The 21894-nt window shown below is 69.5% G+C and carries 19 protein-coding genes and 1 tRNA gene; 16 read left to right on the top strand and 4 right to left on the bottom strand.

The genetic code is table 11. The annotated features are described in order from the left end of the window. Positions 1-426: 426 nt before the first annotated feature. The 4 genes from imuA (at position 427) to IAE41_RS17560 (ending at position 6155) form a co-directional block, all read left to right on the top strand. Positions 427-1047: a translesion DNA synthesis-associated protein ImuA gene (gene imuA, locus IAE41_RS17575; RefSeq protein WP_200734005.1), complete on the top strand. Its 621-nt coding sequence runs from the start codon at positions 427-429 to the stop codon at positions 1045-1047. 9 nt (positions 1048-1056) lie between these two features. Beyond that, positions 1057-2466, top strand: a complete 1410-nt coding sequence (locus tag IAE41_RS17570; protein ID WP_200734004.1) for a DNA polymerase Y family protein — start codon at positions 1057-1059, stop codon at positions 2464-2466. Between the two features lie 6 nt (positions 2467-2472). Next, positions 2473-5583 (top strand): error-prone DNA polymerase, encoded by a 3111-nt coding sequence (locus IAE41_RS17565; protein ID WP_200734003.1) that lies wholly within the window; start codon positions 2473-2475, stop codon positions 5581-5583. A gap of 65 nt (positions 5584-5648) precedes the next feature. After that, positions 5649-6155, top strand: coding sequence for a hypothetical protein (locus tag IAE41_RS17560; protein WP_079225274.1), 507 nt, complete (start codon positions 5649-5651; stop codon positions 6153-6155). Between the two features lie 139 nt (positions 6156-6294). Here IAE41_RS17560 and ptsJ read toward each other — a convergent pair whose 3' ends face one another. Further along, on the bottom strand, positions 6295-7581 hold the full coding sequence (gene ptsJ / locus IAE41_RS17555; protein WP_200734002.1) for a transcriptional regulator PtsJ: 1287 nt from the start codon (positions 7579-7581) through the stop codon (positions 6295-6297). Between the two features lie 74 nt (positions 7582-7655). Between ptsJ and IAE41_RS17550 the strand changes: the two genes are divergently transcribed. The 9 genes from IAE41_RS17550 to IAE41_RS17510 all read left to right on the top strand — a co-directional run bounded on the left by IAE41_RS17550 (position 7656) and on the right by IAE41_RS17510 (position 15562). Next, positions 7656-8429: a YggS family pyridoxal phosphate-dependent enzyme gene (locus IAE41_RS17550; RefSeq protein ID WP_108746888.1), complete on the top strand. Its 774-nt coding sequence runs from the start codon at positions 7656-7658 to the stop codon at positions 8427-8429. Further along, a complete protein-coding gene (locus IAE41_RS17545) occupies positions 8426-9139 on the top strand; it encodes a glutamine amidotransferase (protein WP_200734001.1) in 714 nt (237 codons plus the stop codon). Before IAE41_RS17550 ends, IAE41_RS17545 begins: the two co-directional genes overlap by 4 nt. Then, positions 9139-9363, top strand: coding sequence for a hypothetical protein (locus IAE41_RS17540; RefSeq protein ID WP_200734000.1), 225 nt, complete (start codon positions 9139-9141; stop codon positions 9361-9363). Before IAE41_RS17545 ends, IAE41_RS17540 begins: the two co-directional genes overlap by 1 nt. A 52-nt stretch (positions 9364-9415) precedes the next feature. Then, positions 9416-9961, top strand: a complete 546-nt coding sequence (locus IAE41_RS17535) for a hypothetical protein (protein ID WP_200733999.1) — start codon at positions 9416-9418, stop codon at positions 9959-9961. Positions 9962-10091: 130 nt separating this feature from the next. Further along, positions 10092-10601 (top strand): RNA polymerase sigma factor, encoded by a 510-nt coding sequence (locus IAE41_RS17530; protein WP_200733998.1) that lies wholly within the window; start codon positions 10092-10094, stop codon positions 10599-10601. Beyond that, positions 10598-11524 (top strand): FecR domain-containing protein, encoded by a 927-nt coding sequence (locus IAE41_RS17525; protein WP_200733997.1) that lies wholly within the window; start codon positions 10598-10600, stop codon positions 11522-11524. The genes IAE41_RS17530 and IAE41_RS17525 overlap by 4 nt, the downstream gene beginning before the upstream one ends. Before the next feature lie 64 nt (positions 11525-11588). After that, positions 11589-14060 carry a TonB-dependent receptor gene (locus IAE41_RS17520; protein WP_200734006.1) on the top strand — a complete coding sequence of 824 codons (2472 nt, stop codon included), beginning with the start codon at positions 11589-11591 and terminating at the stop codon, positions 14058-14060. Further along, the gene (locus IAE41_RS17515; protein ID WP_200733996.1) at positions 14047-14847 is read left to right on the top strand and encodes a ChaN family lipoprotein; all 801 of its coding nucleotides are present in this window, start codon (positions 14047-14049) and stop codon (positions 14845-14847) included. Before IAE41_RS17520 ends, IAE41_RS17515 begins: the two co-directional genes overlap by 14 nt. After that, positions 14840-15562 carry an energy transducer TonB gene (locus IAE41_RS17510; RefSeq protein ID WP_200733995.1) on the top strand — a complete coding sequence of 241 codons (723 nt, stop codon included), beginning with the start codon at positions 14840-14842 and terminating at the stop codon, positions 15560-15562. Before IAE41_RS17515 ends, IAE41_RS17510 begins: the two co-directional genes overlap by 8 nt. A gap of 68 nt (positions 15563-15630) precedes the next feature. Here the strand turns inward: IAE41_RS17510 and dsbG are convergent, their stop codons facing one another. The 3 genes from dsbG to IAE41_RS17495 all read right to left on the bottom strand — a co-directional run bounded on the left by dsbG (position 15631) and on the right by IAE41_RS17495 (position 18456). Next, positions 15631-16470, bottom strand: a complete 840-nt coding sequence (dsbG, locus tag IAE41_RS17505) for a thiol:disulfide interchange protein DsbG (RefSeq protein ID WP_079222265.1) — start codon at positions 16468-16470, stop codon at positions 15631-15633. Positions 16471-16500: 30 nt separating this feature from the next. Next, positions 16501-17304: a TlpA disulfide reductase family protein gene (locus IAE41_RS17500; RefSeq protein WP_200733994.1), complete on the bottom strand. Its 804-nt coding sequence runs from the start codon at positions 17302-17304 to the stop codon at positions 16501-16503. A gap of 84 nt (positions 17305-17388) precedes the next feature. Continuing rightward, positions 17389-18456: a helix-turn-helix domain-containing protein gene (locus IAE41_RS17495; RefSeq protein WP_200733993.1), complete on the bottom strand. Its 1068-nt coding sequence runs from the start codon at positions 18454-18456 to the stop codon at positions 17389-17391. A gap of 181 nt (positions 18457-18637) precedes the next feature. On the opposite strand from IAE41_RS17495, the gene IAE41_RS17490 reads away from it, so the two are divergent. The 3 genes from IAE41_RS17490 (at position 18638) to IAE41_RS17480 (ending at position 21792) form a co-directional block, all read left to right on the top strand. After that, positions 18638-19036, top strand: coding sequence for a heavy metal-responsive transcriptional regulator (locus IAE41_RS17490; protein ID WP_079222268.1), 399 nt, complete (start codon positions 18638-18640; stop codon positions 19034-19036). After that, the gene (locus IAE41_RS17485; RefSeq protein ID WP_200733992.1) at positions 19033-21627 is read left to right on the top strand and encodes a heavy metal translocating P-type ATPase; all 2595 of its coding nucleotides are present in this window, start codon (positions 19033-19035) and stop codon (positions 21625-21627) included. Before IAE41_RS17490 ends, IAE41_RS17485 begins: the two co-directional genes overlap by 4 nt. An 89-nt stretch (positions 21628-21716) precedes the next feature. Beyond that, positions 21717-21792, top strand: a tRNA-Ala gene (locus IAE41_RS17480). Positions 21793-21894 lie beyond the last annotated feature (102 nt).

The following is a 21894-nucleotide window of genomic DNA, read 5'->3' as shown; positions in this document are numbered from 1 at the left end:
TTTGCCCATCCACGCATGGCGTGGATCTACCGATTCGGTCGCCTTTTGCCCTATCCACGCATGGCGTGGATCTACCGATTCGGTCGCCTTTTGCCTATCCACGCATGTCGTGGATCTACCGATTCGGTCGCCTTTTGCCCATCCACGCATGGCGTGGATCTACCGATTCGGTCGCCTTTTGCCTATCCACGCATGGCGTGGATCTACTCATCGGCCTGGTAGATCCACGCCATGCGTGGATGCTTTACCGCTTCAGCAACCTGAAACCCGACCCTCCAATTTCATTAGTAATTCTACTCACAAGACGAGTAGCATGTCTGGTCCCAGCCCCTGATGCCGGTCTGCCGACACTCGCTCCATGCCAGCCGTTTCCGTTCATCCCTGTCGCTTCCAGCCTGATTGGCCCCTCCCCCGGGGGACCAGCTGATGGGTGCCGTCGTCGCGCTCGACCGCCTGCTGGACGGCCGACAGCTGTGGCGTGGCCCGGCGCGCAACGGGCCGGCCAGCGACCACCTGGCCAGCGGCCACCCGGCGCTGGATGCCCGCCTGCCCGGCGGCGGCTGGCCCGCCAGCGGCCTGTGCGAGGTACTGCAGGACGCCCCCGGCGTGGGTGAACTGGCCCTGGTCTGGCCGGCGCTGGCCAGGCTGAGCCAGCGCGACCGGCCTATCGTGCTGGTCGCCCCGCCCTACCGCCCGCACGCCCCGGCCTGGGCCGCGGCCGGGCTGGACCTGGCCCAGCTGCAGATCATCCACGCCACGCCGAAGCAGGCCCTGTGGGCGGCCGAACAATGCCTGCGCTCGGCCGCCTGTGCGGCGGTGCTGTGCTGGCCGCAGCCACAGCAGGCCGATGACCGCTCGCTGCGCCGCCTGCAGGTTGCCGCCGACAGCGGCCAGTGCCTTGGCTTCGTGTTCCGCGAGGTGCGCGCTGCGCGCAATCCCTCGCCGGCCAGCCTGCGCCTGCAGCTCGACCACGGCCAGGTGCGGGTGCTGAAGTGCCGCGGCGGCTTGCCACCGGCGCAACCGCTGCCGCTGGCCGTTGCCCACTGAGGCCGCGCCATGCACTGGGCCTGCCTGTTGTTACCGCAGCTGGCGCTGGACAGCGTGCTGCGCCTGCAGCCGGACCCGCAGCGGCCGCTGGTGCTGCTGCAGGGGCCGGCGCAGCGCCGCGTGCTGCGCGCGGTCAGCCCAGCAGCACGCGCGGCCGGCCTGCGCCCGGGCATGCTGCTGTCGGCCGCACAGGTGCTGGTGCAGGACATGCAGCTGCACGACTACGACCCCAGCGCCGAGCAGCAGACCCGCCAGCTGCTGGCCAGTTGGGCCTACGCCTACAGTTCGCAGGTCAGCCTCGATTTTCCGCATGCGCTGGTGATGGAAATCGGCGCCAGCCGTGCCCTGTTCGGTGACTGGCTGAAGATCGAGAAACGCCTGCGCGATGGCCTGCACGAACTGGGCTTCCGCCACCGCCTGGTGGCTGCGCCCACCCCGCATGCCGCGCGCGTGCTGGCCAACGTGCACGACGGCCTGGGCATCGATGCGCAGCAGTTGCCGGCCCTGCTGGCGCCGCTGCCCTTGTCACGCTGCGGGCTGCCCGCCGAGGCGGTCACCGTGCTGGGCCGCTCCGGCCTGCGCACGCTGGGCGCGGTGCTCGAACTGCCGCGCGACAGCCTGGCCCGGCGCTTTGCCCCCGATGTGCTGCAGCAGCTGGATGCGCTGCGCGGCCTGCCCACCGCGCCACTGCGCTACTACCAGCCTCCTGACCGGTTCGATGCACGCATCGAATTCGAGTACGAGATCGAATCCAGCCAGGCGCTGCTGTTTCCGCTGCGCCGCCTGCTGCTGGACCTGGCTGCGTTCCTGTGTTCGCGCGATGGGGGCGTGCAGCGCTTCGACCTGTATTTCGAACACGACCTGCTGCCGGCCAGCGTGCTGACCATCGGCCTGCTGGCGCCCGAACGCGATGCCGCGCTGCTGTTCGAGATCGCCCGCAACCGCATGGAGGCCTTTGCCCTGCCTGCCGGCAGCCGGGCGCTGCGCCTGCAGGCCGAACACCTGCCGCCGTTCGTGCCGGCCGCACGCGATCTGTTCGACACCCGCCCGGCGCAGGCAATGCCGTGGACCCAGCTGCGCGAGCGGCTGCGGGCGCGCCTTGGCGATGATGCCGTGCAGCCGCTGGCGGTGCAGGCCGACCATCGCCCCGAATGTGCCAGCGGCCCGCAGCCCGCCGCCAAGCCGCCCGCGTACTGGCCGCTGCGCCCCGGCTGGCTGCTGGAGGCACCGCAGCCGCTGCGCGACCCACGCCTGCGCATCATCGCCGGGCCGGAGCGGATCGAATCGGGCTGGTGGGACCACGCCGATGCGCGCCGCGACTACTACGTGGTGGAGACCGCGCACGGCCAGCGCGGCTGGGCCTTCCGCCCGCGCAACGACCCGCATGCACCATGGATGCTGCACGGCTGGTTCGGTTGAACCGCCATGCACGCCGCCTCCCCTGCCTATGCCGAACTGCACTGCCTGTCGGCCTTCAGTTTCCAGCGCGGCGCGTCCACCGCCGACGAGCTGTTCGCGCGCGCCGCCGGCCAGGGCTACCGCGCCGTTGCGATCACCGATGAGTGTTCGCTGGCCGGCATCGTGCGGGCCTGGCAGGCGGCGAAGACGCACGGCGTGGCGCTGGTCGTCGGCGCCGAATTCCAGGTCGAGGACGGGCCGAAGATCGCCCTGCTGTGCACCGACCAGGATGCCTATGCCGGCCTGTGCCAGCTGATCACCACCTGCCGGCGGCGCGCAGGCAAGGGCGAATACCGCTGCCTGCGCGAAGACCTGCACGGCCTGGCCGACGGCCTGCTGTGCCTGTGGCTGGACCGGCAGCCCGATGCCAGCCACCTGCAGACGCTGCGCACCGCCTTCAACGACCGCCTGTGGCTGGCGGTGGAACTGCACCACGAACACGACGATGTGCGCCGCCTGCAGCAGCTGCAGGCCTTCGGCGAACGCCACGCGTTGCCGTTGGTGGCCAGCGGCGATGTGCACATGCACGTGCGCCGCCGCCGCGCCCTGCAGGACACGCTGACCGCGATCCGCCACCGCTGCAGCGTGGCCGAAGCCGGCTGGCGGCTGTTTCCCAATGGCGAGCGCCACCTGCGCCCACGCAGCGCGCTGGCCAGGCTGTATCCGCCCGAGCTGCTGGCCGAGACCCTGCGCATCGCCGAGCGCTGCCACTTCACCCTGGACCAGTTGCAGTACACCTACCCGCGCGAGCTGGTGCCCGAAGGGGAGACCCCGGACAGCTGGCTGCGTGCGCTGGTGGAAAAGGGGATTCCCGAGCGCTGGCCGTGGGGCATCCAGCCGGCGCAGCGCAAGCAGATCGAGCACGAACTGGCCTTGATCGCCAAGAAGAACTACGCCTCCTACTTCCTCACCGTGCAGGACATCGTCCGCTTCGCCCGCGAGCAGAAGATCCTCTGCCAGGGGCGCGGCTCGGCAGCCAATTCGGCGGTGTGCTTCGTGCTGGGCGTCACCGAGATCGACCCGGCGCGCAGCAACCTGCTGTTCGAGCGTTTCATTTCCGATGAACGTGATGAGCCGCCGGATATCGACATCGACTTCGAACACGAGCGCCGCGAGGAAGTGCTGCAGTACGTGTTCAACCGCTATGGCCGCGAGCGCGCCGCGCTGACCGCCGTGGCAATCAGCTACCGCGGCCGCAGCGCGATCCGCGATGTCGCCCGTGCGCTCGGCCTGCCGATGGACCAGGTGAACGAGCTGGGCGCAGCGATGGATCATTGGGGCGGCAACATCCCGCTGCCGGATACCCTGCGCGAACGCGGCTTCGATCCGGACACGCCGCTGATGCGGCGGCTGCTGTCACTCACCGAAGAGCTGATCGACTTCCCCCGCCACCTGTCGCAGCACCCGGGTGGCTTCGTCATTTCCGAACACCCGCTGTCCACCCTCGTACCGGTGGAAAACGCGGCCATGGCCGGGCGCACCGTCATCCAGTGGGACAAGGATGACCTCGATGCCACCGGCCTGATGAAGGTCGACTGCCTGGCGCTGGGCATGCTCACCGCCATCCGCAAGTGCCTGGCCATGCTGCAGCAGCACGGCCTGCACGCAGGGCGCATGGATGCGATTCCAGACGAGGACGGCCCCACCTACGACATGATCTGCGCCGCAGAAACCATCGGCGTGTTCCAGATCGAGTCGCGCGCGCAGATGGCGATGCTGCCGCGCATGCAGCCACGCACCTTCTACGACCTGGTGATCGAAGTGGCGATCGTGCGCCCGGGGCCGATCCAGGGCGACATGGTGCACCCCTACCTGGAGCGCCGGCGGATCCTTCGCGAACAGGGCCCGGAAGCCTTGAACGACCCGGAAAACCCACTCTATCCGCCACAGCTGGAACGCGTGTTCGCGCGCACCCTGGGCGTGCCGCTGTTCCAGGAACAGGTGATGCAGCTGGCCGTGGATGCCGCCGGCTACAGTGCCGGCGAGGCCGATGCACTGCGTCGCTCGATGGCCGCGTGGAAACGCCATGGCGGGCTGGAGCCGCATCGCGAAAAGCTGCTGACCGGCATGCTCGACCGCGGCTACAGCCTGGAGTTCGGCGAGCGCCTGTTCGAGCAGATCAAGGGCTTCGGCAGCTATGGTTTTCCCGAAAGCCATGCGGCCAGCTTCGCCCTGCTCACCTATGCCAGCTGCTGGCTGAAGTGCCACCACCCGGCTGCATTCACCGCCAGCCTCATCAACAGCCAGCCGCTGGGCTTCTACAGCCCCGACCAGCTGCTGCAGGACGCGCGCCGGCATGGCATCACGGTGCTGCCGGTGGACGTACGCCACAGCGACTGGGACTGCACCCTGGATTTCAGCAAGGGCCCGGCGGCGATCCGGCTTGGCCTGCGCCTGGTCGATGGCTGCAGCGAAGCCGCCGTGCAGGCGCTGATGCGCGAGCGCGCGCAGCGCGCGTTCGACGATGTCGGCGACCTGTGCCAGCGCACCGGGCTGGACCGCCGCCAGCAGGGGCTGCTGGCCGACGCTGGCGCGCTGCGCGGGCTCAGCGGGCATCGGCATCGTGCGCGCTGGGATATTTCCGGCGTGGAAAACCGGCTGCCGCTGTTCGACCAGGCCCGTGCCACCGCCGAGGCACGCGTGGCGCTGCCGCTGCCCAGTGCGTGGGAAGACATGCAGGCCGATTACCGCAGCACCGGCACCACGCTCGGCCGCCACCCGATCAGCTTCCTGCGCGCGCAACTGCGCAGCCGCGGGTGCCTGGACGCTGCACAGCTGGGCGGCCACGGCCATGGCCGCCGCGTCCGCATCGCCGGGCTGGTACGCATGCGGCAGCGCCCGCAGACTGCCAGCGGGGTCACGTTCCTCACGCTGGAAGACGAGACCGGCATGGTCAACGCCGTGGTCTGGCGACACGTGGCCGACCGCCAGCACCGCGTGCTGGTCGATACCCAGCTGATGCAGATCGACGGCCGCCTGGAACGCGTCGATGGCGTGCAGCATGTGATCGTGCAGCGCATGCTGTGCCTGGACGAACTGCTGCAGGGCCTGCGCAGCCACAGCCGCGATTTCCATTGACCGCGCGGCCCTACCCATCCGCTTTTGCATCCGCTATCGTCGGCACATCCAAGGAAGGACGAACGATGGCCCGCGCACTGATGCTGACCACGCTGGGGGTTTCGACCCTCGCCCTGCTCGTTTCCGGCTGGACGGCCTGGAACCTGCATCACAGCCAATCGCCACAACGGGTGATCGAAGCCCGTGGCCTGGTCATCCACGATGACAAAGGCCAGGCGCGCGTCATTCTCGGCGCTCCCGTGCCCGACCCGCTCAGCAAGGGCAAACCGCAGAGCCCGCGTGCCACCGCACTGTCGGGCATGATCCTGCTCGGGCCGGACGGTTCCGAACGCGGCGCCTATGGCACCAGCGACCGAGGTGGCGAAGCGCTGCTGACCCTGGACGATGCCAGTGGCACCACTGAAGTGTTCAAGGTCGTGGCCAATCCCGATCGCGGTGCCAGCCTGATGGTGCGCCACCAGAACAACACCGGCGCCATGCTCACCTCGTGGCAGGGCAAGCCGGAACTGGTGTTCCTGGACGACACCGGCCAGACCTACTACGTGCGGCCGGGCGCCAACGCCGCGCCCTGATCGCCCGGAAATGTTTCTGTAGAGTCGAGCTTGCTCGACTTCCGCTTCTGTAGAGTCGAGCCATGCTCGACTTCTGTTGGCAGAAGCCAGTCGAGCAAGCTCGACTCTACAATCCAAACGAAGTCGAGCAAGCTCGACGCTACAAGCCGCACACCGCCACTAGGTCATCGGCCAGCCTGCGCAGCTCGGTCGTCCCCAGCGCCGCGCAGGTGATGCGCAGCCCATGTGCCGGCGCCGCCACCGCAAACACTTCCCCCCCGCGCACGTGCCAGCCGCGCGCGGCCAGTGCCAGCACGTGCGCGTGGCTGTCTTCCGGCAGTGGCAGCCATAGGTTCAGCCCCTCCATCGACAGCGGCGTCTGCATCCCGCGTTCGCGCAGCTGTGCCTGCAGCGACTGCAACCGCTGCTGGTACCGCTCGCCCGCCGCCGTGATCTTCGCCCGCTGCGGCGCCGATTCCAGCACGGCACTGGCCGCATCCTGCAGCAGATGGCTGACCCAGCCCGTACCGGTAGCCAGGCGCAGGCGCAGACGGCTGGCAGTGGCGGCGTCGCAGCCCAGCCACGCCAGGCGCAAATCCGGCCCCAGCGCCTTGGACAGCGAACGCAGCAGCGCCCAGCGGCGGTCATCGGCCGGCAGCACCGAGTGGTAGGGCTGCTGCGAAAGCAGCGCATAGTGATCGTCGATCAGTACCGCCACCTGCGGGTAGCCCGCCAGCAGCTGGCGCAGCGCCCGCGCCCGTTTCGCATCCAGGCTGGCGCCGGTGGGGTTGTGCGCGCGCGGGGTCAGCAGCACCGCCCGTGCACCGGCCTCCAGCGCAGCGCGCAGCGCCTCCACCTGCATGCCGTGCGCGTCCACCGCCACCGGCAGCACCGCATGCCCGCCCGCCGCCAGCACGTTCAGGCTGCCGAGGAAGCACGGATCCTCCACGGCGATACGGTCGCCCGGCAGCAGCCACGCCGCCAGCAGGCGCTCGATGCCATCGACCGCACCATGGGTGAGTTCCAGCGCATAGCCGGCCGGGCAATGCGGGTCCAGCGAGGCACGGGCCAGGCGCTGCATCCGCGCATCCACCGTGTCCGCCCCATAGAGCCGGGGGGCAGCAGCCTGCAGGCGCAACACCGGCAGCAGGCGCGGGTCCGGATTGCCGCCGGCCAGGTCGCGCAGGGCCAGGCCTGGCGCGCTGCCCTCACGGGCCATGGCCTGTGCCGGCCCGCGCACCACCGTGCCGCGGCGGCCGGCAGTGCTGGCCAGGCCGGCACCGTCCAGCCGCTTGTAGGCGGCCGCCACGGTATTGCGGTTCACGCCCAGCCGCTCGGCCAGTTCACGCACCGGCGGCAGCACGCTGCCCGCCGCCAGCTGGCCACTGCCGATTCCCTCACGGATGCTGTCGAAGATGGCCTCGGCGCTACGCCCGGTGATTTTCATTTTGTCCTATGCCAAACTAAGCCTTGTCCTGTGCCAGTGTATCCCACCCTGGCCACCCGCACTGGAGGTCCCCCATGCCCCTTGCCGCCGCCGACTGGCCCGTCGCCCAGTCCGTCGAACAGATCGCTGCCAACCTGGTCACCGTGCGCCAACGCATCGCCACGGCCTGCAGCCGCGCCGGCCGCGACCCGGCCAGCGTACGCCTGCTGCCGGTCAGCAAGACCGTCGATGAAGCCCGCATCCGCATGGCCGTAGCCGCCGGTTGCCACGCGCTGGGCGAGAACAAGGTGCAGGAAGCCCAGCGCAAGGCCGAGTCGATGGCCGACCTCGGCGTGCACTGGTCGGTCATCGGCCACCTGCAGACCAACAAAGCCCGCTATGTCGCCCGCTTCGCCAGCGAATTCCAGGCACTGGACAGCCTGCGCGTGGCCGAGGCCCTGCAGCAACGGCTGCAGCTGGAAGACCGCGTCCTGGATGTGTTCGTGCAGGTGAACACCTCGGCCGAACCCAGCAAGTACGGCCTGGAACCGGATGCCGTCGCGGCCTTCGTACAGCAGCTGCCCGCCTTCGACCGCCTGCGCGTGCGCGGGCTGATGACCCTGGCCATCTTCACCCCCGAGATCGAACGCGTACGCGCCTGCTTCGTGCGCCTGCGCGAACTGCGCGACCAGCTGCAGCAGACTGCACCGGCAGGCATCGACCTGTCGCAGCTGTCGATGGGCATGTCCGGTGATTTCGAGGTCGCCATCGAAGAAGGTGCCACCGTGGTCCGCGTCGGCCAGGCGATCTTCGGAGCGCGCGCGACACCGGACAGCTTCTACTGGCCCAGCGCCGGGGAGCCCGCATGACGACCGCTGCCGGCAGGCACGCCGTCGTGCTGCAGCACGTTGCCTTCGAAGACCTCGGCACGCTGCAGCCCCTGCTGCACGCGCAGGGCTGGACCGTGCAGGTACTGCAGGCCGGCGTCGATCCGCTGGAGCCCGCCGAACATGCGGACCTGCTGGTCGTGCTCGGCGGCCCGATCAGCGTCAATGACACGGCCCTCTACCCGTTCGTGGCCGACAGCATCGCCCTGCTGCAACGCCGCCTGCAGCAGCAGCGGCCGACACTGGGCATCTGCCTGGGCGCGCAGTTGATGGCGCGCGCCTTGGGCGCCACGGTCGCGGCCAGTGGCGGCAAGGAAATCGGCTTTGCCCCGCTGCTGCTGACCGAAGACGGCCAACACTCGCCGTTGCAGGCCCTGCAGGGCATCCCGGTGCTGCACTGGCATGGCGAAGCCTTCGAGCTGCCCGAGGGCGCGCAGCGCCTGGCCAGCACGCCGGCCTGCCGCCACCAGGCCTTCGCAGTCGGCCTCCATGCCCTCGCCCTGCAATGCCATCCGGAACTGGATGCGCGCCAGTTCGAGCGCTGGCTGATCGGCCACACCCTCGAACTGGCCCAGGCCGGCATCGACCCCAACGACCTGCGCGCGCAGGCCCGTCGCTATGGCGCGCCGCTGGCCGCTGCAGCCAACGCCATGTTCGCGCAGTGGTTGCAGCACCTGCCGGAGACCCCGTAATGCACTACCGCCTGACCATCCACCGCAACGGCCAGTACTGGGGCCAGTTCGACTGCGAGGGCCCAGGCGCCCTGCAGCATCTGGACGCCCTCGCCGCGCGCCTGCCCGCCGAAGAAGGTTTCCAGCTGCAGCGCCTGAAGGGCGTGGGCGAGGAGCGCATCCTGTCCAGTGGCGCCGATGGCCTGCGCGTGCTGGCGGCACAGATCCAGTACCGGCCACTCTGAACGGCCTGGCCTGGCCATTGGCCCGGCCGTCAGGGGCGGCGATACTCAGCCGATGCTCGACGTACCCGCCCATCTGCGCGACATCGCCACGGATCTGCAGCACCGCCTGCGCCGCATCGAGGCAACGCCCCACCCGAACCTTGCCCAGCACCAGATCCAGCTCGACGGAGAAGCGCTGCGCTTCCCCTGCCGCCTCTATGCCGATGGCACACGCTTGATGCGCCTCGCCTCCTCGCTGCAGGGCGACGCGCGCCTGCTGTGCCTCTGCCTGGCGACGCGCCACCCGGACGGCCATCTGCGCCAGCACGCGCTTGAAACGCTGGGCGCGGCATCGGCACCGTGGGTCCTGGCCTTCCACCTTGCGCTGCTGGGCGAGTACGTCGAGGAGATCGCCGTAGCCGTCGAACAGCAGGCGCAGCAGATCGGCCTGGCTGCCTACCTGCCCCTGGTCCGAGCGAACCCTGCCTTCGTGGATCGCAGCATCCAGCGCGCAGCGAGCTACTGGAACGCCTACTACCGATCCCGGCACCCAACGCTGCGCACGTTCCCGGCGCACCGCCTGCTGCTGCAGCTGCGAAGCGCCAGCCGCGGCCCCTGACCGGACGTCCGGCCGCACCCGGCCAGGCCAGACCAGGTCGCGATGATGCAAATGATTCTCCTTTACTGTAAGGTGCAGCCGCTGCCCTTGCCGCCGCGGGCTGTTCCTCCACACTGCCCCCGCCCGCCCTGTGTCCACGCCTGTCGAACCGACGGATGTCGCGCATCTGTGCGCAGCCCATTACCGGCCGCTGCATGCCCACGTCCGCCGCAAACTCCCGCAACGCAGCGACGCCGATGACGTCGTCCAGGAAACCTGGCTGCGCGTCATCAAGGTCGCGGCCAGCGGACTGCTGGGCAACGGCCGCGCCTACCTGTACCGCGTCGCCCACAACCTGATCGCCGACCACTACCGGCAGCGCGCGCGCCGTCGCGAAGAAGCACTGGACGACGCCCAGCTGCTGGCCATCGCCGACCCCGCGCCGCTGCCCGAACAGCGCCTGCTCGACGCCGAGCAGCTGCGCCATCTCGACGCGATCATCGCCGCCCTGCCGGCGCGGTCACGCCAGGTCTTCCTGCTGGCCCGGGTGGAGCAGATGGGGCTGGCCGAGATTGGGCGCCTGCTCGGCATCACCCGGCAGACCGCGCACGGCCACCTGCTGCGTGCACTGGTCGCCGTGCAGCAGGTACCGCAGGCGTGAGCCACGACGCCATTGCCCGGGAAGCCGCCCGCTGGTGGCTGGATGGCCACGACGGCCACCGCGACGAGAACGCCTTCGCCCGCTGGTATGCGGCCGACCCGCGCCACGCCGCGCAGTACCAGCACCTGCAGGCGCTCTGGCAGGCCGGCACAGGCCTGCCCAGCATGCAGCGGCAGCAGCAGCGGCGGCAGCGTCGCCGCCTGCGCGACGCCGGTATCGCGGTCCTGCTGCTGTGTGCGCTGGGCCTGTACAGCCGCCATGTGACCCCGCCCCCCGCGCAGGTGGTGCGCACGGCCGCCGGACAGATCCGTGACGAACTCCTGCCCGATGGCTCGCACCTGCAGCTTGCGCCCGGCAGCGAGGTACACGTGCGCATCGATGGCGCGCGTCGCCAGCTGCAACTGCAGCACGGCCAGGCCTGGTTCAAGGTCGCCACCGACACCGGCAGGCCCTTCCAGGTGCACACACCCCATGGCACCGTCACCGCGCTGGGTACCGCCTTCGATGTCGCCGTGGGCGAGCACGCCAGCAGGGTGGTCGTCACCGAGCACACGGTGCGGGTGGACAGCGGCCCGGGCCACGCCAAGGCGCAGGAAGGCCAGCAGATGCGCTTCGATGGCAACGGCACGAGCGCAGCGACCGACATGGAAAGCGGCGCACTGGCCTGGCGCGAGCGACGCCTGCACTGGGTGTCGGCGCCGCTGGCCAAGGTCGCGCAGGGCCTGGATGCCTGGCACGGCGGCCACACCTGGATCATCGGCGCCGCCCTCCGCCAGCAACCGGTGACCCTGCTCGGCAATGCCGATGGCGCTGCCGAAAGCCGTGACCAGCTGGCAACGCAGCTGCACGTGCGCGTGCTGCGCCTGCCCGGTGACGTGCAGGTCTGGGTGGCGCCGCACGACGAGCCGCACGATGCACCCTGACATCGGCCCTGCCGCCGCGTCTACCCAGGTGAACGACGCCCTGCGTCATCCCCTGGAGCCTTCGATGCTGTGCCACCGCCCCCTCGTTCTTGCCCTCTCGCTGGCGTGCGCCGGCGCCCTGCCACTGCTGCCTGCACCCGCCCGCGCACAGGCAGCGACACGCCATTACGATCTGCCCGCCCAGCCGCTGGCCCAGGCACTGGATGCCTACAGCCGCCTCACGGGCGTGGATCTGGTGATGGCCACCGCACTCCCCGCTGGCCATGTGGCCCCCGCCCTGCAGGGTGACTTCGATGACGCCCAGGCGCTGACCCGCCTGCTGGCCGGCAGCCCCCTGCGGCCGCGCTTCATCGACGCCCGCCATGCCACCCTCGAACCCGCGCCGCCCCAGCGCGACGACGGCAGCCGCCGTACCGGTCCGCTGCGCGTGCAGAGCGACACCTCGCGCGGGCCGGCTGCCGGTGCCGGCACCAGCCAGTACGTCGCCCCCCTCGCCGACGGCTTCACCCCCAAGGTCGGCAGCGAGCGCGTTGCCATGGCCGAGCGCCAGGACGGCAACAGCCTGCTGCGCTCGATGCCCGGCAGCCACAGCTTCCACTCCCGCAGCCAGCCGGGACTGCAGGTCAACATCCGCGGCATGACCGGCGCCGGCCGGGTCAACACCATGATCGACGGCGTGACCCAGACCTTCCGCAACAACGCCGGGCATGGCTCCGGCGGCCCGTTCGCCTATGTCGATCCGTTCCTGCTGGCCGGCGTTGACGTGCAGCGCGGCGCGGTGGCCGGTGCTGACGGCGCCGGCACGCTGGCCGGCAGTGCCAACTTCCGCACGCTGGACATCGACGACCTGCTGGCCGAAGGCCGCGACTGGGGCCTGCGTGCCGGTTACCGCCACGGCAACAACGGCTACGGCGATGGCCGTACGTTCGCCGGCGCCTGGCGCCACAGCGAGGACGGTGGCGACCGCCAGTTCGGCCTGCTGGCAGCGGCCAGCAGCAGCCGCAGCGGCGAATACGCAACCGCCAATGGACAGAAGAACAGCGCCGACCCGGCCAGCCAGCAACCCCGCAGCTGGCTGCTGAAGGCGCGCCTGCAGCCCAGCGACCAGCACCGGCTGGACCTGAGCCACATGCACTATGAAAACGACTTCTACCACAACTACCCGTGGCAGATTACCGCGCGCAACCAGCGCGCCAGTTACCACTACACGCCCTACACGCCGTGGCTGGACGTGCGTGTCACCTTCGCCGGCAACAAGACGCATCTGTACTACCCGCCGGTGGAGGATTCCAGCTACATCGGCCGACGCACGCACAGCAGCCTGAGCAGCTGGACCGCAGACAACACCAGCCGCTTCGAGATCGGCCCGGTGCAGGCGCGCTGGAACACCGGCGTCAAGCACCAGTCGGACATCTTCGTGGCCGACACGCCCACCCTGCGCGGCGCCAACCCGCAGGGCCGCAGCCAGCTGGACAGTGTGTTCAGCACGCTTGAACTGCAGCATGACCGCTACGCATTGACCGCTGGCCTGCGCCAGGAACGGTATGGCATCAGCGGCCACATCCCGGTCTGTTCGGATGTGCCGGGCCAGTGTGCGGACATCGGCGGCGGCGACATCGACGTGCGCCGCACCCAGCATGCGCTCAGCCCCAGCCTCGCGTTCTCGGTGCAGGCCACCGACTGGCTGCAGCTGTTCGTTGAAGCCTCGCGCACCTCGCGCGCGCCGCGCGTGCAGGAGATGTTCTTCGAGAAGATCCCGCTGGAAGGCATGAGCGATGCCGATGGCGTGGGCGCCAACCCGTTCCTGCGCCGCGAGCGTTCGCGCAACCTGCAGTTCGGCGCCAACCTCAGTACCGACTCGCTGCTGGTCGACGGCGACCTGGCCCAGCTGCGGGTCACCCGCTTCGACAACCGCATCCGCGACTACATCAAGCCGCAGTACCTGCTGGTGGTGCATCCGCCGGAAGTGGCGCCGCGGGTGGTGGCCATCGACAGCGACGAGCAGTTGAGCGCCTGGACCGACGTACTCGATGCCGATGACTTCACCACCACCACCCGCTGGATGAACCAGCCCGGCATCGTGCGCATGCGGGGCATCGAACTGGAAGCCCACTACGCCAGCGAGCACTACCACGCCACGTTGAGCTGGACCCGGTCGCACACCAGCGCGCCCACCATCGAATACGTCAACCTGGAAGACATCACCGCCCTGCCCGACCGCTACTGGACGCTGGACGTGGGTGGCAGCTGGTGGCAGCAGCGCGTGCAGGCCGGCGTGCGTGCCGAGTACTCCGGCCCCACCGAGGAAGGCTACGACTTCTTCCAGACCCGCAAGACCGGCGGCACCGGCGTGCTGCTGGATTTCTACGCCAGCTTCAAGCCCCAGGCCAATACCACGCTGTGGCTGAACATCGAAAACCTGCAGAACAAAGCCTATGACAACAATGCCTCGATCGACAGCATCTTCAGCCCGATCCTGGATCGCGGCAACGGCCGTGGACGGACGGTCTCGATGGGCGTCAATGTGGCGTTCTGAGCGCCGCTGGCTGCTGCTGTGCCTGCTCGCGCTGGCGGGCATGGCCGGGGCGCAGCCGATGCCGGGACGCGTCGTCGACCTGGCCACTGGGCAGGCGCTGGATGAAGCGGGCTTCACGCAGCGCGTGGCCGGGGCGCAGCGCGTGCTGCTGGGCGAGCGCCACGATGTCGAGGCCGACCACGCCGCGCAGCGCTGGCTGCTCGCGGCCCTGCAGCGGCAGCGGCCACAGGGCGCGCTGGTGCTGGAGATGATCGCGCAGGAACGCCAGGCGCGCCTGCAGCGCGTGCAACGCTGGCTGGCCAAGGGCAACCGGGCCGACGGCAGCCGCCTGCAGGAACTGCTGGGCTGGGACAGCCGCTGGCCCTGGCAGGCCTATGGCGGCCTGGTGCAGGACGCCTGCGCTGCTGGCATTGCCCTGCACGGCGGCAACCTGTCGCGTGCCGAAGTCGATGCGCTGCTGGCATCGACTGAGCCGGTCCGGTTCCCGGTAGCCGACGCGCGCCAGCGGTTGTCAGCAGTCGTGCTGGCCCAGCATGCCGGGGCCGCGCCGATGCTGGAGGGCATGCTTGCCGTGCAGCAGGCACGCGACACGCGCATGGCCCAGGTACTGGCGACGTCGCCCGCACCCGCCCTGCTGGTCGCCGGCCGCTGGCACGTGCTGCGCGGCACCGGCGTGCCCGGCTACCTGCCGCCGGCCACACCAGCGCTGGTGATCGCCTTGGCTGCACCGGGCGAAGCCCTCGACGTTGGCGACGCCGATCTGCTGTGGGTGACCGCCGATGAGTGAGCGCAGCGGCCACTGGCAGGCCGTCGCCATCAGCGTCGGCCTGCACCTGTTGCCGCTGTTGCTGCTCGTGCACTGGGTGGCAACCCCGGCGGCACTGCCGCCGCCGGAGCAGGACATGCGCATCAGCCTGCGCCTGTTGGCACCGGCCGCGCCGCCGCAGCCGGTGGAGGAGCGCCACGCCGATACGCCCCGCCCGGCGCAGCAGGCCAGTGCGCCGCAGCCCAGCAAAGCGCCACCGCCGCCGCTGCCCACCGCTGCGCGCGAGGGCGAACGTGCGGCCAGCGAAACCGGCGGCAGCGGTCGCCAGCCGCTGCTGGTTGCCCCGCCTGCCGCAAGCACCAACGCCGCGCCGGCCACGGCCTCGGTCGCCGCCGCACCGCCCACACCGGACGCCCCTCCTGCGGACCTGCAGGCCGGCGCCGCCAGCGACCAGTGGGAGGCCCGGCTGATGACGCGACTGCAACGCTATCGCTTCTATCCCGCCACCGCGCGCGCACGGCGCCAGCAGGGCACGGCCTGGGTACGGGTCAGCCTGGACCGCACAGGCAGCCTGCTTGCCCTGCGCCTGGAGCAGTCCAGCGGCCAGCCACTGCTGGATGAAGCCGCGCTGCAGACCTTCCGCCGCGCACAACCGCTGCCGCCCATTCCTGATGAGATGAACGCACCGCAGGAACTGGTGGTGCCTGTGGAGTACTACCTGCACCAGGCCGGGTGACAGAACGCAGCAGGCCCGCACGTTGCCATGCGGGCCTGCTGTCATTCGATTGCGGTGCGGGAACGTCCTCAGCGCGGGCCGAGCACCTTCTGCAGATCATCGCCCTGCGGCAGGCCGGCGCGGCGTTCGACGCTGCCCTGCTCGTTCTGGAACAGGATGCCCGGCGTGCCCTGGAAGCCCATTTCCACCATCAGCACCTGGTTTGCATCCAGCTTGCCCGCCACTTCGCGGCTGATGCTCGGCAGCGGCTTGATGCCACCCCGGTCGAACTGGTGTTCGTTGTCCAGCAGCGCGGCGCTGGGGTCGCGCGCGGACAGGATGGCTGCGGCCTTGGCCGGGCTGTCCTCGCGGATCACGCCAACCATGATGTGGCGAAGCTGCACCTTGCCTGCATCCACCCACGGACGAGCCGCTTCCCAGAACTTGTGGCAATACGGGCAGTTTGCGTCACTGAAGGTATAGACCACGCGCGGTGCATCGGCCTTTCCGTCACGTACCCAGGCACTGCCTTCCAGCTTGGACCACATCTTGGCCGACATCGGCGCGGCCACCAGCTTCTCCACTGCCTCGGCGGCCACGTCGTTGCCCTCGGCATCGAACAGGCTGCCCACCAGCACATGCTTGCCATCGGCGGTGACATAGGCCGCCGCCGGCTGCTGGCCGCCGACCACGCCGGCAAAGCCGCGCAGGCCGCCCGGCGCATCGAACTCGGAAATGACTTCGAAGCCGTGCTTCTCGATGCCCTTCAGCACCGCAGGACGCTCACCCTTGCCTGCCGCAGGGGCCGCCGCAGCAGTCCCGGCAGGCGTCTTGGCCGGCGGCGTCTGTGCCTGGCTGCAGGCGGTAATGGCCAGCAGCATCGGCAGGATCAGGACCGCAGGCGCGGTGCGCAGGGAAATCGACAGCATGTGAACTCCAGAGGGAAATGCCCGCGCAGGCTACCGCAGCCTGCGCAGTTTGTGTTCAAGACCGGCGTGGGTCAGTTCACCCAGGTGCAGATCCTGCAGGCGCCCCTGCGCATCGAAGAACAGGGTCGAGGGATAGGCCCGCACGCCCAGCACGGTCGAGGCAGCGGCAGGCTCATCCAGCAGCACGTCGCGCAGCGCAAGGCGCTCCGCGGTCAGGAACTGCTGGACCTCATCGAGGCTTTCGCCCTGGTTGAGAAAGACGAACTGCAGCTCAGGGTGTGCCTGCTGCGCCTGGGCCAGAACCGGCATTTCGCGCCGGCATGGGCCGCACCAGCTTGCCCAGAGATTGAGCACCACCGGCTTGCCATGGAACTGCGCCAGGTCCAGCGGCTTGCCCTGCAGGTCCACCACCTGCACCGCCGGCAGTGACAACGTGTTGGCCTGCCACTGCGCCAGACCGTAACTGCCCAGGCCCCACAGCACTGCGCCCGCAAGGGCGCTGCACAGCACCGGAACACGCAGCGAAGGATGCCGGCGCAGGCTCCAGAGGCCCCACCCAAGCGCTGCAACCAGCACCACGGGCACGTGATAGCCACCATCGGCAATCTGCAACATGCTCCACGGCGCTTCGCGATAGAAGGCGAAATTGGCGACGATGAAGGACACGCGGCCACAGAGCAGGCCCACCAGCAGCATGTCCAGCACCCGGCCCGCGCCTGAGGGCCGCTGCGGCACGGGCTGGCGCGACGACCAGAGCCGCGCGATGCCCATCGCCAGCAGCAGACAGACCAGGATCACCACAACCGGCATCGGCACCGGCCCCACACTTGGCATTGCATCACCTGCACTACATTCCAGAGGCCTGCATGGTCGGAGCGCTGCGCGTGCGTTGCAAGCGCAGCGCTCCGACCATGGCGGTCAGGCGGCGTCGAGCGTCGGCCCGGTGACCGGTACGACCGGCAAGGCACGAGTGGCCATCGCAGCGGGCGCCGGCAGTGCGCGTTCTCGACGCTTGCAGCTCACGTGACGGCGGTAATTGGCCGGCGTCATGCCGACAATGCGCAGGAACAGCCGTCGGAACGCACTCTGGTCCGCATAGCCCACGCCCCAGGCCACCTCGTCGATGCTGGCGCCCTGTTGCAGCAGAGTCTGCGCCTTCGCCACCCGCAGCCGCTGGCAGTACTCGATGGGACGCAGCCCGGTGGCCTTCAGGAAGCGACGCTGCAGGGTGCGCGGCTCCAGACCGGAGACCTCGCAGATGGACGGCAGGGTCGCCCCGCGGGCCGACGTGGTGTGCAGCCAGCGCTGGGCCTTGAGCACGTCACGGTCGCCGTGGGCGAAATTGGCACTGAACCGTTCCAGGTCCTGCTGCACGCCCGCCGGCACCACAATGCCCAGCTGCTGCGCCACCGCACTGGCCACGCCCTGCCCGTGCAGGCGGTACAGCAGGCGCAGGCCGAGATAGCGCCACGCCTGCGGGCCGGCCACGGTCAGCAGGTCGCCATCATCGACCAGCGTGCGCTCGCTGGGCGCCCAGCTGGCGGCCTGGCCCTGCAGCCCCGGGTGCCGGCGCAGGTCGGGGCCCGCCACGGTACGCCCGGCCAGCAGACCCGCCCGTGCCAATACGCCCACGCCGTCAGCCGCCGCCGACAGCAGGCTGCCACCGTCGTAATGTGCACGCAGCCAGTCCAGCAACACTTCCTCGGCCCGCACCGAAACCACGGGGCTGACCTGGCCCGGCAGGGCAATCACCGCAGGAATCGCCGCATCCAGCATGTCGGCACCAGTGACCCGGTTCACGCCGCGGTGGCTGGCGGGCACGATCCAGCGGGTGACCAGCACGCGCGCGCTGGGGCGCCGCTGCTGCTGGGCAAGACGGTTGGCCACGTGGGCCATTTCAGCCAGTACCGAGGCCGCGGAAGGATCTCCTCCCGGGTATTCGACCACGGCAACCTCGACGAAGCCCTCGTTCTTCAGTCCCTCCACACTCCCCTCCTCCATTCGTTCAGGCCGTCGAGCGGCCAGTTCAGGCGAAGGGTAGGAACTGCCCCAACAGCGGGGCTATGAAGAAAGTTGCAAAGTGACCTGAATGGGGGAAACGGATAAACCCTTGACTCTTGACCAGACTCCAGGGTTGACAATAGCCCCAGTCATCCAGGAGTGCGCCATGAACATTGGACAGCTGGCCCGCGAGGCCGGGGTGCCGATCGACACCGTCCGCTACTACGAACGCCAGCAGCTGCTGCCCACCGCAGCACGCTCCGCCGGCGGCTACCGCATCTTCGGCGAGCAGGACCTGCGCCGCCTGCGCTTCATCCGCCGCGCCAAGGCGCTGGGCTTCAGCCTGGAGGAAATCGCCGAACTGCTGACGCTGAGCGATCGCCACCAGCAGGACATGGCCAGCGTGCGCGATACCGCACAGGCCCGCCTGCTCGACATCGAGCAGCGCATGGCCGAGCTGCAGCGCATGCACGCCGCGCTGTCACAGCTGGTCGACGCCTGCCCGGGCCATGGCGACCTGGAGCAATGCCCCATCCTCGCCGCCCTGACCGAGGACAACGCATGAACAGCGGGCACCCGCATCCTGGACATGCACACGGCGCGGCAACGGGCGGCGGCAGCTGCTGCGGCGGCGCGAAGAAGGCGCCACTGGCAGTGAAGGATCCGGTCTGCGGCATGGACGTGGACCCGGCCACCAGCACCCACCACGCAAACCACGATGGCCGTGACTGGCATTTCTGCTCGGCACGCTGCCGCGAACGCTTCCTGGCCGACCCTGCCGCCTTCGACGGCAGCACGCCCGCAGCCAGCGCCACAAAGAAGGCCGGTGGCTGCTGCGGCGGGCATGCGGCGCCCGCCGCTGGCACCGCCACGGTGAAGGACCTGGTCTGCGGCATGGACGTGGATCCTGCCAGCACCGCACACCACGCCCACCACCAGGGCCAGGAATACCACTTCTGCAGCGGCGGCTGCCGGCAGAAATTCATCGCCGACCCGCAGCGATATCTCGATCCATCGTCCTACGTCGCACCGGAGGTGCCTGCAGGCACGCTGTACACCTGCCCGATGGATCCGGAAATCGTGCAGGAAGGCCCCGGCACCTGCCCGATCTGCGGCATGGCGCTGGAACCGATGATGCCCAGCCTGGACGATGGCGAGAATCCGGAACTGACCGACTTCCGTCGCCGCTTCTGGGTCTCGCTGCCGCTGAGCGTGGCAACGATGGCGCTGGCGATGCTGGCGATGACCCCGTTGCTGCATGCACTGTCGCCCACGCTGCGGGTGTGGATCGAAGGCGCGCTGGCCACGCCCGTGGTGCTGTGGGCCGGGTGGCCGTTCCTCGAACGCTGGGCACAGTCGATCCGCAACCGCAGCCCCAACATGTGGACGCTGATCGGCACCGGCGTCATCGCCGCCTACGGCTACAGCGTGGTGGCCACGGTCGCGCCGGGCGTGTTCCCGCCTTCTTTCCAGCAGCACGGTCACGTGGGCGTGTATTTCGAGGCGGCGGCGGTGATCATTTCGCTCACCCTGCTTGGCCAGCTGATGGAACTGCGCGCACGGGCCAAGACCTCGGCGGCGATCAAGGCGCTGCTGGGCCTGGCACCGAAGACCGCGCGGCGGATCGATGCCGATGGCAGCGAGCATGACGTGGAGCTGGCGTCGGTGAAGGCCGGTGACCGCCTGCGCGTGCGCCCCGGCGAGAAAGTGCCGGTGGATGGCCGCGTGCTGGAAGGCCGTTCGACGCTGGACGAATCGATGCTGACCGGCGAACCCGTGCCCGTGCCTAAGCAGGCCGGCGACAGCGTGATCGGCGCGACCCTGAATGGTTCGGGCGCGCTGGTGATCGAAGCCGAGCGCGTGGGCGATGACAGCATGCTGGCGCAGATCGTGCAGCTGGTGGCACAGGCGCAACGTTCGCGCGCGCCGATGCAGCGCATGGCTGACAAGGTGGCGTACTGGTTCGTGCTGGCGGTGCTGGCCGTGGCCGCGCTGGCGCTGTTCGGCTGGGGCCTGTTCGGACCGGAGCCGTCGTGGACACACGGCGTGCTGAGCGCGGTGGCGGTGCTGATCATCGCCTGCCCCTGTGCGCTGGGGCTGGCCACGCCGATGTCGATCATGGTTGCCACCGGGCGCGCCGCGCAGCACGGCGTGCTGTTCCGCGATGCCGAAGCGATCGAAGCACTGGGCAAGGTCGATACGCTGGTGATCGACAAGACCGGCACGCTCACCGAGGGTCGGCCCGCGTTCGATGCCGTGCATGCCAGCGATGGTTTCGAGGATGGGCGGGTGCTGCAGTGGGCCGCCAGTCTCGACCAGGGCAGCGAACACCCACTGGCCGAAGCCATCGTCGCCGCTGCGCGCAGCCGTGGCCTGCCGCTGCTGGCGGTGGAGGAGTTCGATTCGATCACCGGGCTGGGCGTGCAGGGTCGCGTGGAGGGCCGCGCGATGTGGCTGGGCAACACGGCATTGATGGCCGCGCAATCGGTGCAGGTGACCGCACTGCAGGAACAGGCCGATGCCCTGCGCCGACGCGGTGCCAGCGTGATGTACCTGGCGGTGGACGGCCAGCTCGCCGGACTGCTGTCCGTGGCGGATCCGATCAAATCCACCACCGCCGAAGCCATCGCCGCACTGCACCGCGACGGCCTGCGCATCATCATGGCCACCGGTGATGGCCTGCTGACCGCACAGGCGGTTGCATCCACGCTCGGCCTGGACGAAGTACACGGCGAAAGCCGTCCCGCCGACAAGGCCGCACTGGTGCAGCAGTTGCAGGCACAGGGTCGCGTCGTGGCGATGGCCGGCGATGGCATCAACGATGCCCCTGCCCTGGCCAGTGCGAACGTCGGCATCGCCATGGGCACCGGCACCGACGTGGCAATGTCCAGCGCACAGGTCACGCTGGTGAAGGGCGATCTGCGCGGCATCCTGCGTGCGCGCCAGTTGTCGCGCGCGGCCGTGCGCAACATGCGCCAGAACCTCGGCTTCGCCTTCCTCTACAACGGCCTGGGCATTCCGGTCGCGGCCGGCGTGCTGGTGCCGTGGGGCATTTCGCTGTCGCCGATGCTTGCAGCGGTGGCGATGAGCCTGAGTTCGGTATCGGTCATCAGCAACGCGCTGCGCCTGCGCACACAGCGCCTGCCGCCCGGCTGACATCGGCGACGCAACGGACGTGAAGAAAAGTGCAACAAACGCTTGCCAACCCCCGGGGGCACAGCTATTATTTCGCTCCTCAGCGACGTGGGGCCATAGCTCAGCTGGGAGAGCGCCTGCATGGCATGCAGGAGGTCAGCGGTTCGATCCCGCTTGGCTCCACCAATCTTTCGGCATTAGGCCGTCGAAAGGTCGCAAAAGAACATTGATGAGATCTGCGTCCCCATCGTCTAGAGGCCTAGGACATCACCCTTTCACGGTGGCGAC

This window comes from Stenotrophomonas sp. S39, from assembly GCF_016624665.1.
Classification (GTDB): Bacteria; Pseudomonadota; Gammaproteobacteria; order Xanthomonadales; family Xanthomonadaceae; genus Stenotrophomonas.
Note: the sequence above shows the minus strand (reverse complement) of the source record. Positions and strands in the feature narration are given on the sequence as shown.

Bases quoted from the DNA above. Each gene is read 5' to 3' on its own strand.
- imuA (WP_200734005.1), top strand. From the start codon at position 427: ATGGGTGCCGTCGTCGCGCTCGACCGCCTGCTGGACGGCCGACAGCTG.
- IAE41_RS17570 (WP_200734004.1), top strand. From the start codon at position 1,057: ATGCACTGGGCCTGCCTGTTGTTACCGCAGCTGGCGCTGGACAGCGTG.
- IAE41_RS17565 (WP_200734003.1), top strand. From the start codon at position 2,473: ATGCACGCCGCCTCCCCTGCCTATGCCGAACTGCACTGCCTGTCGGCC.
- IAE41_RS17560 (WP_079225274.1), top strand. From the start codon at position 5,649: ATGGCCCGCGCACTGATGCTGACCACGCTGGGGGTTTCGACCCTCGCC.
- ptsJ (WP_200734002.1), bottom strand. From the start codon at position 7,581: ATGAAAATCACCGGGCGTAGCGCCGAGGCCATCTTCGACAGCATCCGT.
- IAE41_RS17550 (WP_108746888.1), top strand. From the start codon at position 7,656: ATGCCCCTTGCCGCCGCCGACTGGCCCGTCGCCCAGTCCGTCGAACAG.
- IAE41_RS17545 (WP_200734001.1), top strand. From the start codon at position 8,426: ATGACGACCGCTGCCGGCAGGCACGCCGTCGTGCTGCAGCACGTTGCC.
- IAE41_RS17540 (WP_200734000.1), top strand. From the start codon at position 9,139: ATGCACTACCGCCTGACCATCCACCGCAACGGCCAGTACTGGGGCCAG.
- IAE41_RS17535 (WP_200733999.1), top strand. From the start codon at position 9,416: ATGCTCGACGTACCCGCCCATCTGCGCGACATCGCCACGGATCTGCAG.
- IAE41_RS17520 (WP_200734006.1), top strand. From the start codon at position 11,589: ATGCTGTGCCACCGCCCCCTCGTTCTTGCCCTCTCGCTGGCGTGCGCC.
- IAE41_RS17515 (WP_200733996.1), top strand. From the start codon at position 14,047: ATGTGGCGTTCTGAGCGCCGCTGGCTGCTGCTGTGCCTGCTCGCGCTG.
- IAE41_RS17510 (WP_200733995.1), top strand. From the start codon at position 14,840: ATGAGTGAGCGCAGCGGCCACTGGCAGGCCGTCGCCATCAGCGTCGGC.
- dsbG (WP_079222265.1), bottom strand. From the start codon at position 16,470: ATGCTGTCGATTTCCCTGCGCACCGCGCCTGCGGTCCTGATCCTGCCG.
- IAE41_RS17500 (WP_200733994.1), bottom strand. From the start codon at position 17,304: ATGCCAAGTGTGGGGCCGGTGCCGATGCCGGTTGTGGTGATCCTGGTC.
- IAE41_RS17490 (WP_079222268.1), top strand. From the start codon at position 18,638: ATGAACATTGGACAGCTGGCCCGCGAGGCCGGGGTGCCGATCGACACC.
- IAE41_RS17485 (WP_200733992.1), top strand. From the start codon at position 19,033: ATGAACAGCGGGCACCCGCATCCTGGACATGCACACGGCGCGGCAACG.